The organism is Paracoccus sp. L-17 (assembly GCF_056857655.1).
In genome coordinates, this window is sequence record NZ_JBSXNM010000038.1 from 90,712 (window position 1) to 109,574 (window position 18,863).

The following is an 18,863-nucleotide window of genomic DNA, read 5'->3' on the forward strand; positions in this document are numbered from 1 at the left end:
CATCTTGACCGAGCGGGGGGAACCAATGGCCCAGAATTTCGACATGGTGGTGATCGGTGCGGGGCCTGGCGGCTATGTCGCGGCGATCCGGGGCGCGCAACTGGGGCTGAAGGTGGCCTGTATCGAACGCGAGCATCTGGGCGGCATCTGCCTGAACTGGGGCTGCATCCCGACCAAGGCCCTGTTGCGCAGCGCCGAGGTCTTTCACCTGATGGAACGCGCCAAGGATTTCGGTCTCAGCGCCGAAGGGATCGGCTATGACCTGAACAAGGTCGTCGATCGTTCGCGCGGGGTGGCCAAGCAATTGTCGGGCGGTATCGGGCATCTGTTCAAGAAGAACAAGGTCACAACCATCATGGGCGAGGCCAGGCTGGCCGGCAAAGGCAAGGTGACGGTCAAGACCGACAAGGGCAGCGAAGAGGTCACGGCCCGGTCGATCATCATCGCGACCGGCGCGCGGGCCCGCGAATTGCCGGGGCTGGAACCGGATGGCAAGCTGGTCTGGAACTACAAGCACGCATTGAAGCCGCCGCATATGCCGAAAAAGCTGCTGGTTATCGGATCGGGCGCCATCGGCATCGAATTTGCCAGCTTCTTCAACACGCTGGGGGCTGATACCACCGTGGTCGAGGTGATGGACCGCGTTTTGCCGGTCGAGGATTCCGAGGTCTCCGCCTTTGCCAGGAAAGCCTTCGAAAAGCAGGGCATGACCATCATGGAAAAGGCGACGGTCACGAAACTGGACAGGGCCAAGGACAAGGTCACCGCCCATATCGAGAAGGACGGCAAGACCAAGACGATCGATTTCGACACGGTGATTTCCGCCGTCGGCATTGTCGGCAATGTCGAGGGGCTGGGCCTGGAAGAGGCCGGCGTCAAGGTCGATCGCAGCCATATCGTGACCGACGAATATTGCCGCACGGGCGTCGATGGCCTGTTTGCCATCGGCGATGTGGCGGGGGCGCCCTGGCTGGCGCACAAGGCCAGCCACGAAGGCGTCATGGTCGCCGAACTGGTCGCGGGCGGCCATCCGCACCCGATCAAGCCGAACTCGGTCGCCGGCTGCACCTATTGCCAGCCGCAGGTCGCATCCGTCGGGCTGACCGAGGCCAGGGCCAAGGAACAGGGCTATGAGGTCAAGGTGGGCAAGTTCCCCTTCATCGGCAACGGCAAGGCGATCGCCCTGGGCGAGGCCGAGGGTTTTGTCAAGACCGTCTTCGACGCCAAGACCGGCGAGCTTCTGGGCGCGCACATGATCGGCGCCGAAGTCACGGAACTGATCCAGGGCTATATCGTCGGGCGCCAGCTTGAGACGACCGAGGCCGAACTGATGGAATCCATTTTCCCGCACCCGACGCTGTCAGAGATGATGCATGAATCGGTGCTGGACGCCTATGGCCGGGCGATCCATTTCTGAACGGCGTCACGACACAAATCCCTTGGGGATTCAGGCTTCGTTCACCAATTGCCGGCTGTTCTTGACGTGCCGCTGTGCCAACTTGCGGCCTTCGCGGCCGTTCAGCAGGCGTCGCGCGCCGGTGGATCGGAAACCCGGATCGGACAGATGCGGAAACAGGGCGAGGATTTCGCGCCGCGCCGCGCCGCTGACGGCTTTCAGCGCCTCGGGGCCGGTATAGAGGCTTTCGGTCCAGGCGCCGTTGGACCGGACCACCTCGTGATCGTCGAACAGCATGTGATGATAGCTGACACCAAGCGCGGGATTGACGATCTCGATCCCCGGCAGGCCCAGAAGGTGTTTGGCGGCCACCAGGATTTCGTCCTCGCCGAACATGCGCCGGGCGATGACCGATCGCACCAGAACCCGATGCTGCGGCGACACCCGCAGATCGCGCGAGGGAAAGCCGGGCGCCAGCGCATCCGCGCGGATCAGGATCGGCCGCAGATGGGGTTGCAGATCCAGGCGGTCGCGGCCCAGCAGCGTCGATCCGATCCAGCGCAAGACCCGAAAGCCGTTGTCGCGCGTCAGCACCATGTCGCCGGCCGACAGCGTTTCGATCGCCTGCGCGCCGAACATCGTCTCGATCATCGTTCCGGCGGTAAAGCAGATTGCCGCCTGGGGGGCGTAGGCGACGCTGGCATATCCGTTGCCGAACCCCTTCTCCGAGACATAGGAGAAGGTCGCATTGACATCGAATTTGGGAAATGTCGTCTTCCCCGTGCTGGCATCGGTCACCGGCAGGGGCGTGATCAGGATGGCCTTGCGGCCCCCGACCATGTTGCCGAAACTTCCCCGCGTTCCATTGATGAAGGGAAAGTTGGCCAGGAAGCGGTTGCCGTCTGCATCCTTGATGATCGAGCCGCGAAACACCGACAGCCGGTTGCCTGCGGCGACAAGGTCGGGACCGAACGCGGTATCGGAGACGAGAAATTGTTCCAGGTCGGTCGAATAGCGCGGCACCTCGAAATTGGGATCATCGTCGAGAACGGCGACAGTGCTGACACGCGCCCCCGACATCGTGAACGAGTTTTGCCTGTACCAGGGCTCGAACACCGTGTTGGTGCTGCTGCCGATGGGCGGCGGCGAGTCCAGCGTCACCATCGTGATCTTGTATTCGCTCAGTTCCGCCATCCGCCCCCCGCCACCGTGCCTGTCCTGTTCCCGGACGTTCCGGCCGCGGGTGATCGGCCCGCGCTTTTTCGCGGTTTACCGGCAGATGGTTAAAGAAGGGTTAACGCGATCGTGACAAAGGCCGGTCGGTTCCGGGCCGGCCCGATCCATGCACGGTCGGTGCATTCTCGCCGCCGTTCGGCGCCGCTCCGGTGCCGCGTTCGCGATAGGGGGTGCTGCCATATTGCGCGCGGTAGCATTTGGAGAAATGCGACGGGCTGGAAAAGCCCGAAGCCAGCGCCACTTCGATGATCGACATCTCGGTCTGCATCAGCAGGTTCCGGGCGCGGGCCAGCCGCGTCTCCATGTAATACCGCTTGGGACTGCGGTTCAGATAACGGCGAAACAGGCGTTCCAGCTGCCGAGTGGACATGCCGGCATCGCGGGCCAGGGTGGCCGGACTGATCGGATCTTCCAGATTGCCCTCCATCCGCGCGATCACGGCGGCCAGTCGGGGATGGCGAACGCCGATCCGCGTCGGGATCGACAGGCGCTGACGGTCCTGATCGGTGCGGATCGCGGTGTGCAGCATCTGGTCGGCCACCTCGGCCGCCAGCGCGTCGCCATGCCATTCCGCAATCAGATGCAGCATCAGGTCGATGGACGAGGTGCCGCCCGCCGCCGTCAGCCGGTTGCCATCATGCACGAAAACCGAACGGTAGAGATCGACCTCGGGGAAAGCCTCGGCCAGACCGTCGTGGTTTTCCCAGTGGATCGTGGCCTTGCGGCCGTCCAGCAGACCGGCCTCGGCCAGAACCCAGGCGCCGGTGCAGACCGCGCCGATCCCGGCGCCGCTGCGGGCCTGCTTGCGCAGCCAGTTCAGCACCGGTTTCGTCGCCACGCGCGCGATCCCGATGCCGCCGCACAGGATCACCACGTCGTCGCGCCCGAAGGCGATCTCGGCGTCCAGCCCGCCATCCAGTTCCACGCGGGCCCCGTTGGAGCAGACGGCGACATCCCCTCCGGGCCCGATCAGGCGCCATTCGAACAGCGTTTTTCCGGCGGCCCGATTCGCCAGCCGCAAGGGTTCGATCGCGGCGGCGAAAGGCAGCATCGTGAAACGGTCGAGCAGCAGGAAGGTGAAACGGCGTGGCTTGTCGGCGGACATCGGACTGGCTTTGTTGTCGATGAGGCACATCAGCAGGGATTTCGCGCCGCCGCAAGGGGCGGTTGCCGCGTCCGCAAGGCTTCGCCACCCTTTCCCTTGACGCGGTTCGGCCCTATACCGGCCCGACCATTTTTTCAAGGAGTGCGCGCCATGACGCAGGAGACCCGCAAGACCGCCGCCCGGAACTGGGACAAGGCCGGCTGGCGTGCCTATCCGCGCGTCCAGATGCCGGACTACACCGATGCCGCCGCGTTGCAGATGGTCGAGGCGCAGTTGCGCCGATATCCGCCGCTGGTCTTTGCGGGCGAGGCGCGGCGCCTGCGCGAGCAACTGGCCGAGGTCGCAGCGGGCCGCGCCTTTCTGTTGCAGGGCGGCGATTGCGCGGAAAGCTTCGCCGAATTCAGCGCCGACAACATCCGCGACACCTTCAAGGTTCTGCTGCAGATGGCCGTCGTGCTGACCTGGGGCGCGCAATTGCCGGTCGTCAAGGTCGGCCGCATGGCCGGGCAATTCGCCAAGCCGCGCAGCGCGCCGACCGAGACCGCGAACGGGGTCGAACTGCCCAGCTATCGCGGCGACATCGTCAACGGCTTCGACTTTACCCCCGAGGCGCGGATTCCCGACCCGCAGCGGATGCTGGCCGCCTATACGCAGGCGGCGGCGTCGCTGAACCTGCTGCGCGCCTTCTCGACCGGCGGCTATGCCGACATGCACCGGGTCCAAAGCTGGATCGCCGATTTCGTCGGCGGCCCCGAGGCCGCGAAATACCGCGACATCGCCGATCGCATCCGGGACGCCATGGCCTTCATGCAGGCGGCGGGTGTCAATTCCGACACGGCGCATCAATTGTCCAAGGTCGATTTCTATACCAGCCACGAGGGTCTGCTGCTGGAATACGAAGAGGCGCTGGCCCGGATCGACACGACGACCGGACTGCCGGTCGCCGGTTCGGGCCACATGATCTGGATCGGCGACCGCACGCGGCAGCCCGATGGCGCGCATGTGGAATTCTGTCGCGGCGTTCAGAACCCGATCGGCCTGAAATGCGGCCCGACGACCACGCCCGACGATCTGAAGGTGCTGATGGAAAAGCTGAACCCCGACAACGAGGCCGGCCGGTTGACCCTGATCGCACGCTTCGGCGCCGGCAAGGTCGGCGATCATCTGCCGCGCCTGATCAGGACGGTGCAGGAAGAAGGCGCCAATGTCCTCTGGTCCTGCGACCCGATGCACGGCAACGTCATCAAGTCCTCGTCGGGCTACAAGACCCGGGCCTTCGATTCGATCCTGCGCGAGGTGCGCGAATTCTTCGGCATTCACAAGGCCGAGGGCACGATCCCCGGCGGCGTGCATTTCGAGATGACCGGCAAGGACGTGACCGAATGCACCGGCGGTGTCCGCGCCGTCACCGACGAGGATCTGTCGGACCGTTATCACACCGCCTGCGATCCACGCCTGAATGCCAGCCAGTCGCTGGAACTGGCATTTCTGGTGGCCGAGGAACTGCGCAACCGGCGCGAGACGGCCGCGCCCGGGAAGGACGTGAAGGCAGGCTGAAAACGGCCCCCGCGCCCGGAGGACAGTCGCCGCACGCCCGGCGGCTGTCGTCGTTCCGGACCGTGGCGATGTCTGTCCATCCGCCTTTCGGGCGGAGCGAAGGCAGGCCTAGCCCGAGATGATCTCGAACCTTTCCACATCGACCATGCCGCGATCGGTGATCTTCAGTGCCGGGATCACCGGCAGGGCCAGAAAGGCCAGTTGCAGGAACGGCTCTTCCAGCGTCACACCCAGCGATTTCGCCGCCTTCCGCAATCGGGCCAGCCGGTCGCGCACCGTCTCGAAGGGCTGAAGGCTCATCAGCCCGGCGACCGGCAGCGGCAATTCGGCCAGAACCTCGCCCTCGGCCGCAACCACCAGACCGCCCTCGATCTGCGACAGCCGGTTTGCCGCCAGCGCCATGTCGGCATAATCCGCGCCGACGACCGCGATATTGTGGTGATCGTGGCAGACGGTCGAGGCGATGGCCCCGCGCGCCATGCCGAAGCCCCTGACGAAGCCGGTGGCAATGTTGCCGTTCCTGCCATGCCGCTCGATCACCGCGATCCGGATCAGATCGCGCGCGGGGTCGGGCCGCTTGTCGCCATCCTTCGGTGCGATCTCATCGTGCAGATGGCGGGTGATGATCTTGCCTTCGATGATTCCGATCACGTCGGTTTCGGCCCGGTTGCCGCTGGACCGGAAATCACGAGCCTCGACCTTCGGGGCCTTGACCGAGTTTCGGCCGACGGGCGGCACGTCGCCACGTGCGGCAAATGCCGCATCGTCCACGACCCGGCCGCCACACAGGACCAGCGCCGCGTGACAACCTTCCAGCGAATCCAGCGCCACGATATCGGCCCGCCGCCCCGGCGCGATCAGCCCGCGATCCTTCAGCCCGAAGGCTTCGGCCGCCGACAGCGAGGCCGCGCGATAGGCGGCCAGCGGCGACGTGCCCATCTGGATCAGCCGCCGGATCATGTAGTCCAGGTGACCATGCTCGCCGATATCCAGCGGGTTGCGATCGTCGGTGCACAGGCACAGATAGGCGCTGGTCGTCTCGGTCAGGACCGGCTGCAGGGCTTCCAGATCCTTGCTGACCGAACCCTCGCGGATCAGCACGCGCATCCCCTTGCGCAGCTTTTCCAGCGCCTCCCCGGCGGTTGTCGCCTCGTGTTCCGTGCGGATGCCGGCGGCGATATAGGCGTTCAGATCGCGGCCCGAAAGCTGCGGGCAATGGCCGTCGACATGGCCGCCCGCGAACAGGCGCAGCTTGTCCATCGCGGCAGGGTCGCGGTGGATCACGCCGGGATAATTCATGAACTCGGCCAGCCCGATCCCCGAGGGATGTCCCATCAGCGGTGCCAGGTCGGCGGCCTCGATCCGCGCGCCCGAGGTCTCCATCTCGGTCGACGGCACGCAGGAGGACAGTTGCACCCGCAGATCCATCAGCAGATGCAGGCTGGCCTGCTGAAAATAGCGGATACCGTCCAGGCCGATCACGTTGGCGATCTCGTGCGGGTCGCAGATCGCGGTGGTGATGCCGCGCGGTGTCACGCAGCGGTCGAACTCGAACGGCGTGACAAGGCTGGATTCGACATGCAGATGGGTGTCGATGAAGCCCGGAACCAGCGTCAGCCCGGTCACGTCGATCACCGCGCGCGCCTCGTATCGCGCACCGATGCCCACGATCGTTTCGCCGCAGATCGCCACGTCGCCGTCGATCATGCTGCCGGTGACCAGATCGAAGACCTGCCCGCCGCGCAGGACCAGATCGGCCGGTTCATCCCCGCGCGCCTGTGCGATCCGCTGTTCCAACCCGTCCATGCCGTCCTCCGTCGCGTCCTTGCAGGCGGCCACAGAACCCCATCGCCCGGCCAAGGTCCAGAGCCGGGGCCACTTGCCGCGCGGGCCAGCCTGTGTTTGCCTTCACTCCGGCGGATGAGGAGGCCACGAATGACTTTGACGGCAGGGACTTTCCGCGACCATTTCAGGGCCGGCGGCAAGGCAATCAACGGCTGGTGCGGCATCCCGTCGCCGGTCACGACCGAAATCCATGCGCATGCGGGCTATGATCTGCTGACCATCGACATGCAACACGGGCTGGTCGGCTATGCCGACATGCTGGCGATGTTGCAGGCGATGTCTGCCAGCCCGGCGCCGAAATTCGTGCGCATCCCGTGGAACGAACCCGGCATCGCGATGAAGGCGCTGGATGCCGGGGCCGACGGAATCATCTGCCCGATGATCAACAGCGCCGACGAGGCGCGCGCGCTGGTCCGGGCCGCGCGCTATGCGCCGCTGGGCGCGCGCAGCTACGGGCCGGTGCGGGCCGGCGCCCTGCATGTCGACTACGTCGCCCGCTCGGCCGATCTGGTGCAGGTCTTTGCCATGATCGAGACGCGCGAGGCGCTGCGAAACCGCCACGAGATCATGGCGGTCGAGGGGCTCAGCGGGGTCTATGTCGGCCCCGCCGATCTGGGCTTGTCGCTGGGCTACGCCCCCACGCTGAACCCCGAGGCGGTCGAGGTGCTGCAGGCAATCGGCGATGTTCTGGCGGCGGCGCGGCAGGCGGGATTGCTGGCCGGCGTGCATTGCGGCGATGGCGCGATGGTGCGCGCGATGCTGGGACAGGGATTCGATTTTGCCTCGCTGGCCACCGATACCGGGCTGTTCACGCGCGCGCTCGGCGCCGCGCTGGCCGAAGCGCGGGGATAGGGCGCGGTTTTGCGCCGCCGGCGCGCGGGACGCGCGCGCCCCGCCCAGCGGCAGCGACCGGGGCAGGATCTTCCTGTCCCGCCCCCGTCATTGTCAGGGGGTCCAGCGCAGGAAATTCGCGATCAGGCGCAGACCGACGCCTTGCGATTTTTCGGGATGAAACTGTGTGCCGACGATGTTGTCGCGGCCCACCACCGCCGTGACCGCGCCGCCGTAATCGACATGGGCCAGCAGATGCGCCCGATCCGCTACCCGGAACTGCCAGGAATGGACGAAATAGGCATGATCGCCCGTGCCGATACCTTCCAGGACAGGATGGGGGCGGTCGATGACCAGATCGTTCCAACCCATATGCGGCACCTTGAGGCCCGGCGCGTCGATCCGCGCCACTTCGCCGCCGATCCAGTCCAGCCCGGCCGTCGGGCGGTATTCGTATCCCGTCGTCGCCAGCATCTGCATTCCGACGCAGATGCCGATGAAAGGCACGCCGCGATTCAAGACCGCCTCGCGCAGGGCCTCGGCCATTCCATCGACCTCACCCAGGGCCGCGCGGCAGGCGGGAAAGGCGCCGTCGCCCGGCAGCACGATCCGGTCGGCGCGTGCCGCGATACCCGGATCGGACGTCACAACGATCTCGGCCCCGACGCTCCGGCCCATCTTCTGGAACGCCTTTTCGGCCGAATGCAGGTTGCCGCTGTCGTAATCGATCAGCGCCACACGCATCACAGCGCACCCTTGGTCGAGGGCAGGGCGCCGGACATGCGCGGGTCGGGTTCGACCGCCTCGCGCAGCGCGCGGGCGACCGCCTTGAAGGCGGCCTCGGCGATGTGATGGGAATTGATCCCGTCCAGGCGCGCGAGATTCAGGCTGATTCCGCCATGGGTGGCCAGCGCCTGGAAGAATTCGCGCACCAGTTCGGTATCGAAGCCGCCGATCCTTGCCGACGGGAAATCGACGTTCCAGACCAGATAGGGCCGCCCCGACAAATCCAGCGCGGCGCGGACCAGCGCATCATCCATCGCCAGGAGGAAGTTGCCGTAGCGGCGGATGCCGGTCTTGTCGCCCAGAGCCTTGGTCAGCGCCTGACCGATGGCGATGCCGGTATCCTCGATCGTGTGGTGGTCGTCGACATGCAGATCGCCCGTCGCCCGGATCGTCATGTCGATCAGGGAATGGCGCGACAACTGGTCCAGCATGTGATCGAAAAAACCCACGCCGGTCCGGTTGTCATAGGTTCCGGTGCCGTCCAGGTCGATCGCCACCTCGATCCGGGTCTCGGCAGTGTTGCGGGTGATGGTCGCCTTGCGCATGGAATTTCCTTTCACGACGCGGGCCTTATAGGGCGGCGCGGCGGATCAGCCAAGATGGACCTGTCCTTCGGGATAGCGCACGCGGGGCGTCGTGCGCGTCGCCAGGAAAAAGCCCAGTGTCAGTGGCCCGACCCGGCCCAGGAACATCACCGTGATGATGATGATCCGGCCGAAGGGGTTCAGTTCCGAAGTGTAGCCGCGCGACAGGCCGGTGGTGCCGAAGGCCGAGGCGACCTCGAAGCTGATGTCGAGAAAATAGCCGTCGTGGCTGGCCATCATCAGAAACACCGCCGTGAAGATCAGCACCGAGGCGATGGCGATCAGCGCCATCACCTTCAGCACCTCGTCAAGCCCGATGGACCGCCCGAAGGCCCAGATCTCGGTCCGGCGGCGGAAGAAGGCCAGGGTCGCCAGCAACATCACCACGATGGTCGTGACCTTCAGCCCGCCCCCGGTCGAGGTCGGGCCGGCGCCGATGATCATCAGCGCCATGTAGAGCAACGAGGTCGAATCGTGCAGCCCACCGATATCGACGGTGTTGAAGCCGGCCGTGCGGGGCGTCACGCCCTGGAACCAGGCCACCGTCATCCGCGCGACCGGGCCGTCATATTGCGCCAGCGTCAGCGGATTGTTCCATTCCAGGATCGCCGTCAGCCCCACCCCGATCACGATCAGCGCCGCCGTTCCCACCAGCATCAGCCGCGTATGCAGGGTCCAGCCATACCAGAAGCGCCGGTTCCAGACATCCGACACGACCACATAGCCGATCCCGCCCAGAATGAAGAGGCCGGGGATGACGATGTTGACCAGCGGATCGGTCGCATAGCGGACCAGGCCCTCGGAAAAGGTCGAGAAACCGGCATTGTTGAAGGCCGAGACGGAATGGAAGACCGCGTCCCACAGGCCGGGACCAAGCCCCTCGCGGGGCATGAAGCTGAGCGACAGCAGCATCGCGCCCGCGATCTCGGCCATCAGCGCCACGCGGAAGATGGTAAAGACCAGTTGCGTCAGGCGGACATAGGAGGTCTGGTTCAGATCCTCGCGCAGATAGGTGTGGTGCGTGATGCGCAGCGGCAGGCCAAGCGCGGACCAGACCAGCACGGCGAAGGTCATCAGCCCCAGCCCGCCAAGCTGGATCAGCACCGCAACGACCACCTGCCCCCAGAAGGTCAGATCGAGTTCGGTGTCGATCACCGAAAGACCCGTCACCGTCACCGCCGAGGTCGAGGTGAAGATCGCATCCGAAAAGCTGATCGCCCGCGTGGTCGTGAAGGGCAGCATCAGCGCCAGCCCGCCGGCAAGGATCAGCGACAGGTACAGGACCGCCAGCACGGCCGGCGGCGGCGTGCGCGACAACCAGCCCCGGAACGCGGCCAGCGGATGCGTCCGCACGCTCAAATCCGGTCGCCGAACCGGGTCAGATCGACGCGCTTGCCCAGCAGCAGCAGGCGGTCATTCGTGTTCAGCACCGGATCGGCCTTGCCGCGCAGGTCGATATATTCGGTTCCGCGCATCATCCCAAGCGCGGTGATCCCCTCGCCGATGTTCAGTTCGGACAGTGTCTTGCCCTTCAGTCGCTCGGGAAGCATCAGGTTCACGACCGAAAAGCCGTTACCAAGCGCGACGTAATCCTGCACCGCCGGATTGTTCAGCATCTGTGCGGTGTGGCGGCCCATCTCCAGTTCCGGCAGAACCACGCGGTCGGCGCCGATCTTGGACAGGATGCGATGGTGGGTGCGATTTTCGGCCTTGGCCCAGACCGAGCCGACGCCGATCAGGCGCAGGTTCATCGCCGCGATCACGTTGCTTTCCAGATCGTTGCCGATCGAGACCAGCGCCACGTCGTAGCGGTCCACCCCGGCCTCGCGCAGCGCGCCCTCGTCGGTGGCGTCGAGGATCACCGCATTCGACAATTGCTCGGCCAGGGCCGCGACCCGACGCTGGTTCTTGTCCACGCCCAGAACGCGGTTGCCGAACCGCGCCAGTTCGGATGCAACCACGCTGCCGAAGGAGCCGAGGCCGACGACGACAAAGCTGCGATTCTGCTTGCCCATGGACCCTCCGGAGGACCGAGTCGAGACGGCGGCGATACTGCTCATGCAGGACGGCCGGGGTCAAGCCGGGCCACCGCAGCCGCTTCTTGCACCCGCCGGGATCACGCCTGGCAAGGGCGCGACCGGCCAGCCCGATCCGGTTCCCAGACCGAGCCGCGTGTTTTCGCGGACGGATTCCGCATTGGCGCCGGCGGACAAAGCGGCCGATGTCGCAACCCGCGTTGCCCGGGTCGCATTTGTCCGCCACTTTCGCGCCCCTTGTGGCCATTCTGAAGAGAATGTGACAGAAACCCGGTTCCACGCGCGGATTTCCGCCAGTCACGGCTGATCCGCCGCCCCGATCCAATCATAACGAGAAAGGGACGCATGACAGATTCGACACAGCCCAAGGGGCAGAAGAACGTCAAGGGCCGGCCCGGCGACGAACGCCGCGAACGCGAGGCGCTGAAAGGCCGCTTCGAGCCCGATCCCGAACCCGATATCGAGGCGATACCCGCGCCCGAGGGCCCCACCCAGGTGATCCAGACGGATTACGAGATCGGCCAGCACAATATCGAGGGCAAGAAACCCTTTCCCTTCGATGTTCACAACCCGGTCTTCATGATCTCGGCCGTCACCATCGTGCTGTTCACGCTGGTGACGATGCTGTTTCCCACTCAGCTCGAACCCGTGTTCCTGCAGATGCGCGACGGGTTGACCAGCAATCTCGACTGGTTCTTCCTGCTGTCGGGCAATGTCTTCGTGCTGCTGTGCCTGGGGCTGATCCTGTCGCCGCTGGGGACGATCCGTCTTGGCGGACCCGACGCGACGCCGGATTTCAGCCTGTCGGGCTGGTTCGCGATGCTGTTCGCGGCCGGGATGGGGATCGGGCTGATGTTCTATGGCGTCAGCGAACCGATCAGCCATTATCAGACCGCGCTTGGCGGGGTCACGATGGAAGGCGGCGTGCGCACCGACTGGGCGCCCCTGGGCGGCGCGCAGGGCAACGAGATGGAGGCCCGGCGCCTGGGCATGGCCGCGACCATCTTCCACTGGGGTCTGCATCCCTGGGCGATCTATGCGATCGTGGCGCTTGCGCTGGCCCTGTTCGCCTATAACAAGGGTCTGCCGCTGACCATGCGGTCGATCTTCTATCCGCTTCTGGGCGAACGTGTCTGGGGATGGCCGGGACATGTCATCGACGTTCTGGCGGTTTTTGCCACGATCTTCGGTCTGGCAACCTCGCTGGGCTTCGGGGCGGAACAGGCGACGGCGGGCCTGAACTTCCTGTTCGGTATCTCGAACTCGAACACGACCAAGATCATCCTGATCGTCTGCATCACCGGAATCGCGACGATGTCGGTCGTGCTGGGTGTCGAGAAGGGCGTCAAGCGGCTGTCCGAGATCAACATGGTGCTGGCCTTGGTCCTGCTGCTGTTCATCATCTTCTTCGGCCCCACGATCGAGATCTTCCGCGGCTTTTTCGGCAACCTGGGCGCCTATGCGCGGGAACTGGTGCCGCTGTCGAACCCGTTCGGGCGCAGCGACGACAACTTCCGTCAGGGCTGGACCGCTTTCTACTGGGCCTGGTGGATCAGCTGGTCGCCCTTCGTCGGCATGTTCATCGCCCGCGTCAGCCGTGGCCGGACGGTGCGTCAGTTCCTGATCGCGGTGCTGATCGTGCCCTCGGTCATCTCGATCCTGTGGATGACCGCCCTGGGCGGCACCGCCATCACCATGACCGTGGGCGGGTTCGAGGGTATCGCCGATGCGGCGCTGGAGCTGAAGCTGTTCCAGATGCTGGGACAATTGCCGCTGACCTCGATCACCAGCTTCGTGGGCATCATCCTGGTGATCGTGTTCTTCGTGACCTCGTCGGACTCGGGCAGCCTGGTCATCGACACGATCGCGGCCGGTGGCAAGGTGAACGCGCCGATCCCGCAGCGCATCTTCTGGTGCAGCTTCGAGGGTCTGGTGGCGATCGCGCTGCTGCTGGGCGGCGGCCTGACCGCCTTGCAGGCCATGGCCGTCTCGACCGGGCTTCCCTTCACCATCATCCTGCTGATCGCCTGCTGGTCGATCGTGAAGGGTCTGATTGCCGAACGGCGAGAACTTGCCTGAACAGGCGGCGTCAATCACAGTGGCGGGCGGGGTTTTCCCCGCCCGTTCTTGTTTTATGGTCCGCGCGGTGCCAAAACCGTTGCTGACGCCACCGAAGGACCGACGCCGATGAGCGAAATTTCCGTCAGCGAACGCCGCCTCAGCGCCGCGCTGGACCGCATCGACCAGATCCTCGAAGCCGGCACCGGCCGAGGCGCGCAATCCCCGGCCACGCAGTCCGATCAGGACCAGGCGCTGGCCGCCGCGCAGGCCGAGGCCGACCGTCTGGCGCAGGAACTGGCCGCTCTGCGTGCCGATCGCGGCGGCCCGCTGGAGGCGGCATTGGCCGAGGCGCGGGCCCGGCTGGACGGCGCCGGCCAGCAGGCGGCTCGCCTGGCCGCCGCGAACGAGGAACTGACCGCTGCCAACCGCGCGCTGATCGACGCCGCCGGGCAGGGTGACGCAGATCCCGCGATTCGGCGCGCGCTGGAGGCCGAGATCGAATCCCTTCGCGCCGCGCGCGAGGCCGAATTGTCGCAGATGGGCGATATCATGGTCGAACTGGAACGCCTGCTGGCCGAGGATCAGGTGCCCGCCGCACCGGGACAGATTGTCGATCCGACGCTGGAAGCCGCGGGGGACGAAGCCGGTGTGCCCGAGGCGCCCGAAGCCCGGCAGACCGGAAAAGACGGCCTGCCCAGCGATCACGACGAACGGTCCGGGAATGGCGGGGTCGCGGATGACGATGGCTTTCAGGAGGGAAACAGGTAATGGCCGAGGTCGCATTCACCATCGGGCACAAGGAATACAGCCAGGTCGCCCAGGACGGCGAAGAGCGGCTGCTGCAACGTGCGGCCTCGATCCTCGATGCCGAGGCGCAGCAGATCCTGGAACAGACGGGCCGGATGCCCGAGCCGCGCCTGCTGCTGCTGGCCGGGCTGATGTTGGCGGATCGTTTCGCGGTGATGGAGGAGCGCGCCGAAAAGGCCGAACGCCATCTGAACCGGCTGCAATCGAACCCGGCCCGTGTCGAGGTGCCGGTGATCCCCTCGGATTTGAAAGAGGCCATGGCCGAGCTGGCCGCCCGCGCCGAATCGCTGGCCGAGAAGCTGGAGGAACAGCAGGGGTCTTAACGCTTTGTTAACCCGGCGATGCGACAAGCGGTCATGCGCTGCTTGCTTTTGCTTCTACTGCTGTCGGCCTGCGCCACCTCGTCGCCCGGAATGATGGGCGGAACGCGGCAGGCGGTGAGGGTGGAAGGACTGGATTTCGTCGTCTTTCGCAAGGGCGACCGTGTGGAAATCGTCCGCATGGGATACCTGTCCCGCCCCCAGCGGGACAGGGTGCCCGCCCTGATGGCCGAGGCCGGGGAACGGATCACGGGCTGCCGCGTGCTGGCAGACAGCATCAGGACCCGTTTGCCTGGCGACACGGGGGTGGCCCAATTCGATCTGGTCTGCTGAGGCGGCGCGAACAGGCGCGGACCGCTCTTGTCGGTCGGCAGGCCGAACCCTGACCCGAGATTCAGGCCACGGCCTGCGCCATTCCGTTCGTCCCGCAAAGCGCGTGCATCGTGACATGTCGGCAGCGGCGGCGGACATCATCCCACGGGATCGAAGCGTTCGTGAAACATTCGTCCGGAGCGATCGTCCCCGGAACTCAGGCGCGTCATGGGACGCGCCGTCTCGCGCCCCGTATGGTCTGCCGCTTGCGCCCGCGCTGAAAAGGACGATCGGCCCCTCTTTATCCGGCAGGACGGAATCGCCGGTCGGAGCGCCTGTCTCGATCAAGTCGCCTCTGCCGTGAGGAAGGGGGTGCGCTTGCGCGAAGGCAAAGCAGGCTGCAAGGCAATCGCCGGCCAAACAAGCCGCACAACACCCCTTGCCGCCAAGCTGAAACAGTTCACCGGTCGTTGTGGGAAGGCGGGGGGGGGCGGATGTCCGGTCTGGCGGTGATTTCGCCGGGTCCATCTCTGATCGACGACATGCCGAGAGAACCGCAATGGCAAGCAAGGCGTTCGATATATCGGACGAGGACATCACACCCTGTTTCGGCCTGTAGCCGGATCCCGCTTCGGCGCGAAGCAATCGGGCAGAGAAGAGGCGCCCGATGTCCTGCAAATGAAAGAAAAGAGGACCCCATGGACCCGAGCGAGAAGCAAGCCGCCCATCGCGGCGAAAAAAACACCGATTTTTCCGATCTGCGCGCCGTGTTCTTCAACTGCACCCTGAAGCATCCCGACCAGGCGTCCCATACCTCATTGTTGATGGGCAGCTCGGCCAGGATCATGCGCAAGAGCGGCGTCGCCGTCGACGAGATCCGCATGACCGCGCACGATATTGCCTTTGGCGTGCAACCCGACATGCGCGAGCATGGATGGGACCGCGACGACTGGCCCGACCTGTGGCCCAAGGTGAAGGCCGCAGACATCCTTGTCGTCGGCACGCCGATCTGGCTGGGCGAGCAATCTTCGGTCTGCCGGCTGCTGATCGAGCGTCTCTATGCCATGTCGGGGATGTTGAACGACAAGGGCCAGTCCATCTTCTACGGCAAGACCGGCGGTGTCGTGGTCACCGGCAACGAGGACGGGATCAAGCATGTGGCGATGAACGTGCTCTATTCCCTGTCGCATCTGGGTTACGCGATTCCGCCGCAGGCCGATTGCGGATGGATCGGCGAGGCGGGCCCAGGCCCGAGCTATGGCGATGATGGCGCCGGGCTCGACAACGAGTTCACGCAGCGCAATACCACGATCATGACCTGGAACCTGCTGCACATGGCGCGGATGCTGAAGGATGCTGGCGGCATCCCCAGCCACGGCAACGACCGGAAAGCGTGGTCGGCCGGGTGCCGGTTCGACTATGAAAAACCCCAGCCCGGCTAGCCGGCCGCCCGATTGCGCAGGATCAGGCCGGCACCCGGCTTGCCGGCCTAAGGCAAGCTTGCTTGTCCGAAAGGCGAGGTGACCGAAGGCTCAGATCTTCAGATTCGATTTCGGACCGGCGAAATACCAGATGATCAGACCCAGGATGGGCAGGATCGCGATCAGCAGGATCCACAGCAACTTGGTGCCGGTGCCTTCATTGGTATTGATCACCTGCGCGATTGCCCAGATATCCAGAACCAGAATGACAATGCCGAACAGATATTCCATGGCTGTTTCTCCTGTTGCCTGATGGCCAACCCCGCCGGCCGCCGCGGGGTTCCCTACAGGACGTAGCGCGACAGATCGGTCGACCGGGACAGATCGCCCAGACGCTTCTCGACGTAGTCGGCATCCACGCTGACGGACTGACCCTTCTGGTCCGGCGCCTCGAATGACAGATCCTCGAAGACCCGTTCGATCACCGTGTAAAGACGCCGCGCGCCGATATTCTCGACCGCGCTGTTCACCTCGGCCGCGATCCGGGCAAGAGCCGCGATGCCGTTATCGGCAAAGGTCACATCGACGCCCTCGGTGGCCATCAGGGCGGTGTACTGCCGCGTCAGCGCGTTGTCGGTTTCGGTCAGGATCCGGATGAAATCCTCTTCCGTCAGCGCCCGCAACTCGACCCGGATCGGCAGGCGGCCCTGCAATTCGGGCAGCAGGTCGCTGGGTTTGGCCACGTGGAACGCGCCCGAGGCGATGAACAGGATATGATCGGTCCTGACCGCGCCGTATTTCGTGCTGACGGTCGTGCCCTCGATCAGCGGCAGCAGGTCGCGCTGCACGCCCTCGCGGCTGACATCGCCGCCGCGCGCATCCGCCCGCGCGCAGACCTTGTCGATCTCGTCGATGAAGACGATGCCGTTTTCCTGCACCGATTCCAGCGCGGCGGCCTTGACCACATCGTCATCGAGCAGCTTGTCCGCCTCTTCCGCGATCAGCAATTCATAACTTTCCGCGACCGTCACCCTGCGCCGAACCCGGCGCCCGCCAAACGCCTTCATCAGCCCGGACAGATCCATCATTCCGCCCAGCGGCTGACCCGGTTGGCCGGGCATTTCCATGCCACCCAGGGGGTTGGAATTGTCCTGCAATTCCAGTTCGATCATGGTGTCGTCCAGTTCGCCGCGTTTCAGCTTGTCGCGAAACATCTGCCGGGTGCCGTCGCGCGCGCTTTCGCCGGCCAAAGCCTCGACCACCCGCTCCTCGGCAAGGGCATGAGCCTTGGCCTTCACCTCGTCGCGCATCCGCTCGCGGGTGTCGATCATGGCCGCGTCGGCCAGATCGCGGACGATCTGTTCCACATCGCGACCGACATAGCCGACTTCGGTGAACTTGGTTGCCTCGACCTTGATGAAGGGCGCATTGGCCAGTCGGGCCAGCCGCCGGCTGATCTCGGTCTTGCCGACGCCGGTGGGGCCGATCATCAGGATGTTCTTGGGATAGACCTCGTCACGCAGGTCGTCGCCCAGCTGTTTGCGCCGCCAGCGGTTGCGCAGCGCGACAGAGACGGCGCGCTTGGCCTCCTTCTGTCCGATGATGAAGCGATCCAGCTCGGATACGATCTCGCGCGGTGTCAGGTCGGTCATGTCATGCCTGCTTTGGTCGTCAGATATCCCGGGGATGAGGCCCGACACGGGCCGATGGGGCGCCGCCGCCTTACCCTTCCAGGAATTCGACGGTAAGGTTTCCGTTTGTATAGACGCAGATATCGGCCGCAATCGCCATCGCCTTGCGGGCGACTGCCTCGGCATCGAGATCGGTTTCCATCAGCCCCCGCGCCGCTGCCAGCGCGAAGTTGCCGCCCGATCCGATGGCGGCCACGTCATGTTCGGGTTCCAGCACATCGCCCGCGCCGGTGACGACATAGATCTGGTCGCCATCGGTCACGATCAGCATCGCCTCGAGATTGCGCAGGTACTTGTCGGTGCGCCAATCCTTGGCCAGGTCCACGCAGGCGCGTTGCAATTGTCCGGGCGCGGATTCCAGCTTCTTCTCCAGCCGTTCCAGCAGGGTGAAGGCGTCGGCGGTCGAACCGGCAAAGCCCGCCACGACGTCGCGCCCGCCCGGCGCCAGCCGCCGCACCTTGCGCGCGCTGCCTTTCATCACCGTCTGGCCCACGCTGACCTGACCGTCGCCCGCGACCACGACCCTGCCGCCGCGCCGCACCGCAAGGATGGTGGTGCCGTGCCAGCCGGGAAATGTCTCATCCGCCATCGGAAGTCTCCGTCTTCTGTCCGGACCCAGATATGAAGGCGCCCCGATGACTGCAAGCCGTTCCATCCCGTGCAGGGCTCTGGCAGGCTGCTGCGCGGGTCTGCGGGCAGGGTGGTTTTTCGCGCCGGCGCCGGCCGGATCCACATTCTCAGGGGCGACGGCGGATCCGGGCTTCCAGTGTGCGGCCGAGCCGGAAACCTGGCGTCAATCTAAACCGCCTTGGCCCTGGGTGCCCGTTCAGAGATCTCCAGGCCACCGAGGTTCTTGCCCCGCGCCGTGACCCGCG

General features: G+C 65.3%; 18 protein-coding genes. 8 read left to right on the forward strand and 10 right to left on the reverse strand.

The genetic code is table 11. The annotated features are described in order from the left end of the window. The first annotated feature begins 25 nt into the window (after positions 1-25). A complete protein-coding gene (lpdA, locus tag AC13CR_RS09840) occupies positions 26-1,417 on the forward strand; it encodes a dihydrolipoyl dehydrogenase (RefSeq protein WP_292953633.1) in 1,392 nt (463 codons plus the stop codon). A gap of 30 nt (positions 1,418-1,447) precedes the next feature. Here lpdA and AC13CR_RS09845 read toward each other — a convergent pair whose 3' ends face one another. Together AC13CR_RS09845 and AC13CR_RS09850 are read right to left on the reverse strand one after the other, a co-directional pair. Next, positions 1,448-2,590, reverse strand: coding sequence for a Hint domain-containing protein (locus AC13CR_RS09845; protein WP_292953636.1), 1,143 nt, complete (start codon positions 2,588-2,590; stop codon positions 1,448-1,450). A gap of 100 nt (positions 2,591-2,690) precedes the next feature. Then, entirely contained in the window at positions 2,691-3,737 is a 1,047-nt protein-coding gene (locus AC13CR_RS09850; RefSeq protein ID WP_292953639.1) for a GlxA family transcriptional regulator, read from the reverse strand. Between the two features lie 150 nt (positions 3,738-3,887). Between AC13CR_RS09850 and AC13CR_RS09855 the strand changes: the two genes are divergently transcribed. Beyond that, a complete protein-coding gene (locus AC13CR_RS09855; protein WP_293015305.1) occupies positions 3,888-5,294 on the forward strand; it encodes a class II 3-deoxy-7-phosphoheptulonate synthase in 1,407 nt (468 codons plus the stop codon). A 108-nt stretch (positions 5,295-5,402) separates the two neighbouring features. On the opposite strand, the gene ade is transcribed toward AC13CR_RS09855, so the two are convergent. Next, entirely contained in the window at positions 5,403-7,100 is a 1,698-nt protein-coding gene (gene ade, locus AC13CR_RS09860) for an adenine deaminase (protein ID WP_292953644.1), read from the reverse strand. A 129-nt stretch (positions 7,101-7,229) separates the two neighbouring features. Between ade and AC13CR_RS09865 the strand changes: the two genes are divergently transcribed. Next, positions 7,230-7,991: an HpcH/HpaI aldolase family protein gene (locus tag AC13CR_RS09865; RefSeq protein ID WP_292953647.1), complete on the forward strand. Its 762-nt coding sequence runs from the start codon at positions 7,230-7,232 to the stop codon at positions 7,989-7,991. Positions 7,992-8,084: 93 nt separating this feature from the next. Here the strand turns inward: AC13CR_RS09865 and hisH are convergent, their stop codons facing one another. Genes hisH through AC13CR_RS09885 form a run of 4 tightly spaced genes read right to left on the reverse strand, consistent with a single transcriptional unit; the run spans position 8,085 to position 11,400 of the window. Beyond that, positions 8,085-8,714, reverse strand: a complete 630-nt coding sequence (gene hisH, locus AC13CR_RS09870; protein ID WP_292953649.1) for an imidazole glycerol phosphate synthase subunit HisH — start codon at positions 8,712-8,714, stop codon at positions 8,085-8,087. Next, positions 8,714-9,301 carry an imidazoleglycerol-phosphate dehydratase HisB gene (gene hisB / locus AC13CR_RS09875; protein ID WP_292953652.1) on the reverse strand — a complete coding sequence of 196 codons (588 nt, stop codon included), beginning with the start codon at positions 9,299-9,301 and terminating at the stop codon, positions 8,714-8,716. Before hisB ends, hisH begins: the two co-directional genes overlap by 1 nt. A 45-nt stretch (positions 9,302-9,346) precedes the next feature. Then, entirely contained in the window at positions 9,347-10,693 is a 1,347-nt protein-coding gene (locus AC13CR_RS09880) for a TrkH family potassium uptake protein (RefSeq protein WP_292953655.1), read from the reverse strand. Positions 10,694-10,695: 2 nt separating this feature from the next. Then, positions 10,696-11,400 carry a potassium channel family protein gene (locus AC13CR_RS09885; RefSeq protein ID WP_348670935.1) on the reverse strand — a complete coding sequence of 235 codons (705 nt, stop codon included), beginning with the start codon at positions 11,398-11,400 and terminating at the stop codon, positions 10,696-10,698. 321 nt (positions 11,401-11,721) lie between these two features. On the opposite strand from AC13CR_RS09885, the gene AC13CR_RS09890 reads away from it, so the two are divergent. From AC13CR_RS09890 to AC13CR_RS09910, 5 genes are all read left to right on the forward strand, one after another. Further along, on the forward strand, positions 11,722-13,455 hold the full coding sequence (locus AC13CR_RS09890) for a BCCT family transporter (protein WP_292953658.1): 1,734 nt from the start codon (positions 11,722-11,724) through the stop codon (positions 13,453-13,455). A gap of 108 nt (positions 13,456-13,563) precedes the next feature. Next, the gene (locus AC13CR_RS09895) at positions 13,564-14,205 is read left to right on the forward strand and encodes a hypothetical protein (RefSeq protein ID WP_292953661.1); all 642 of its coding nucleotides are present in this window, start codon (positions 13,564-13,566) and stop codon (positions 14,203-14,205) included. Next, positions 14,205-14,567, forward strand: coding sequence for a cell division protein ZapA (zapA, locus tag AC13CR_RS09900; RefSeq protein WP_335662073.1), 363 nt, complete (start codon positions 14,205-14,207; stop codon positions 14,565-14,567). The genes AC13CR_RS09895 and zapA overlap by 1 nt, the downstream gene beginning before the upstream one ends. A 33-nt stretch (positions 14,568-14,600) precedes the next feature. Further along, the gene (locus AC13CR_RS09905) at positions 14,601-14,897 is read left to right on the forward strand and encodes a hypothetical protein (protein WP_482900461.1); all 297 of its coding nucleotides are present in this window, start codon (positions 14,601-14,603) and stop codon (positions 14,895-14,897) included. A gap of 677 nt (positions 14,898-15,574) precedes the next feature. Beyond that, complete coding sequence (locus tag AC13CR_RS09910; RefSeq protein ID WP_292953706.1) at positions 15,575-16,318, forward strand: flavodoxin family protein; 744 nt, start codon at positions 15,575-15,577, stop codon at positions 16,316-16,318. A 90-nt stretch (positions 16,319-16,408) separates the two neighbouring features. Here the strand turns inward: AC13CR_RS09910 and AC13CR_RS09915 are convergent, their stop codons facing one another. From AC13CR_RS09915 to hslV, 3 genes are all read right to left on the reverse strand, one after another. Then, positions 16,409-16,588, reverse strand: a complete 180-nt coding sequence (locus tag AC13CR_RS09915) for a PLDc N-terminal domain-containing protein (RefSeq protein WP_292978092.1) — start codon at positions 16,586-16,588, stop codon at positions 16,409-16,411. A 53-nt stretch (positions 16,589-16,641) separates the two neighbouring features. Then, positions 16,642-17,949: an ATP-dependent protease ATPase subunit HslU gene (gene hslU, locus AC13CR_RS09920; RefSeq protein WP_482900462.1), complete on the reverse strand. Its 1,308-nt coding sequence runs from the start codon at positions 17,947-17,949 to the stop codon at positions 16,642-16,644. Positions 17,950-18,019: 70 nt separating this feature from the next. Further along, the gene (gene hslV / locus AC13CR_RS09925; RefSeq protein WP_335662076.1) at positions 18,020-18,577 is read right to left on the reverse strand and encodes an ATP-dependent protease subunit HslV; all 558 of its coding nucleotides are present in this window, start codon (positions 18,575-18,577) and stop codon (positions 18,020-18,022) included. Between the last annotated feature and the right edge of the window lie 286 nt (positions 18,578-18,863).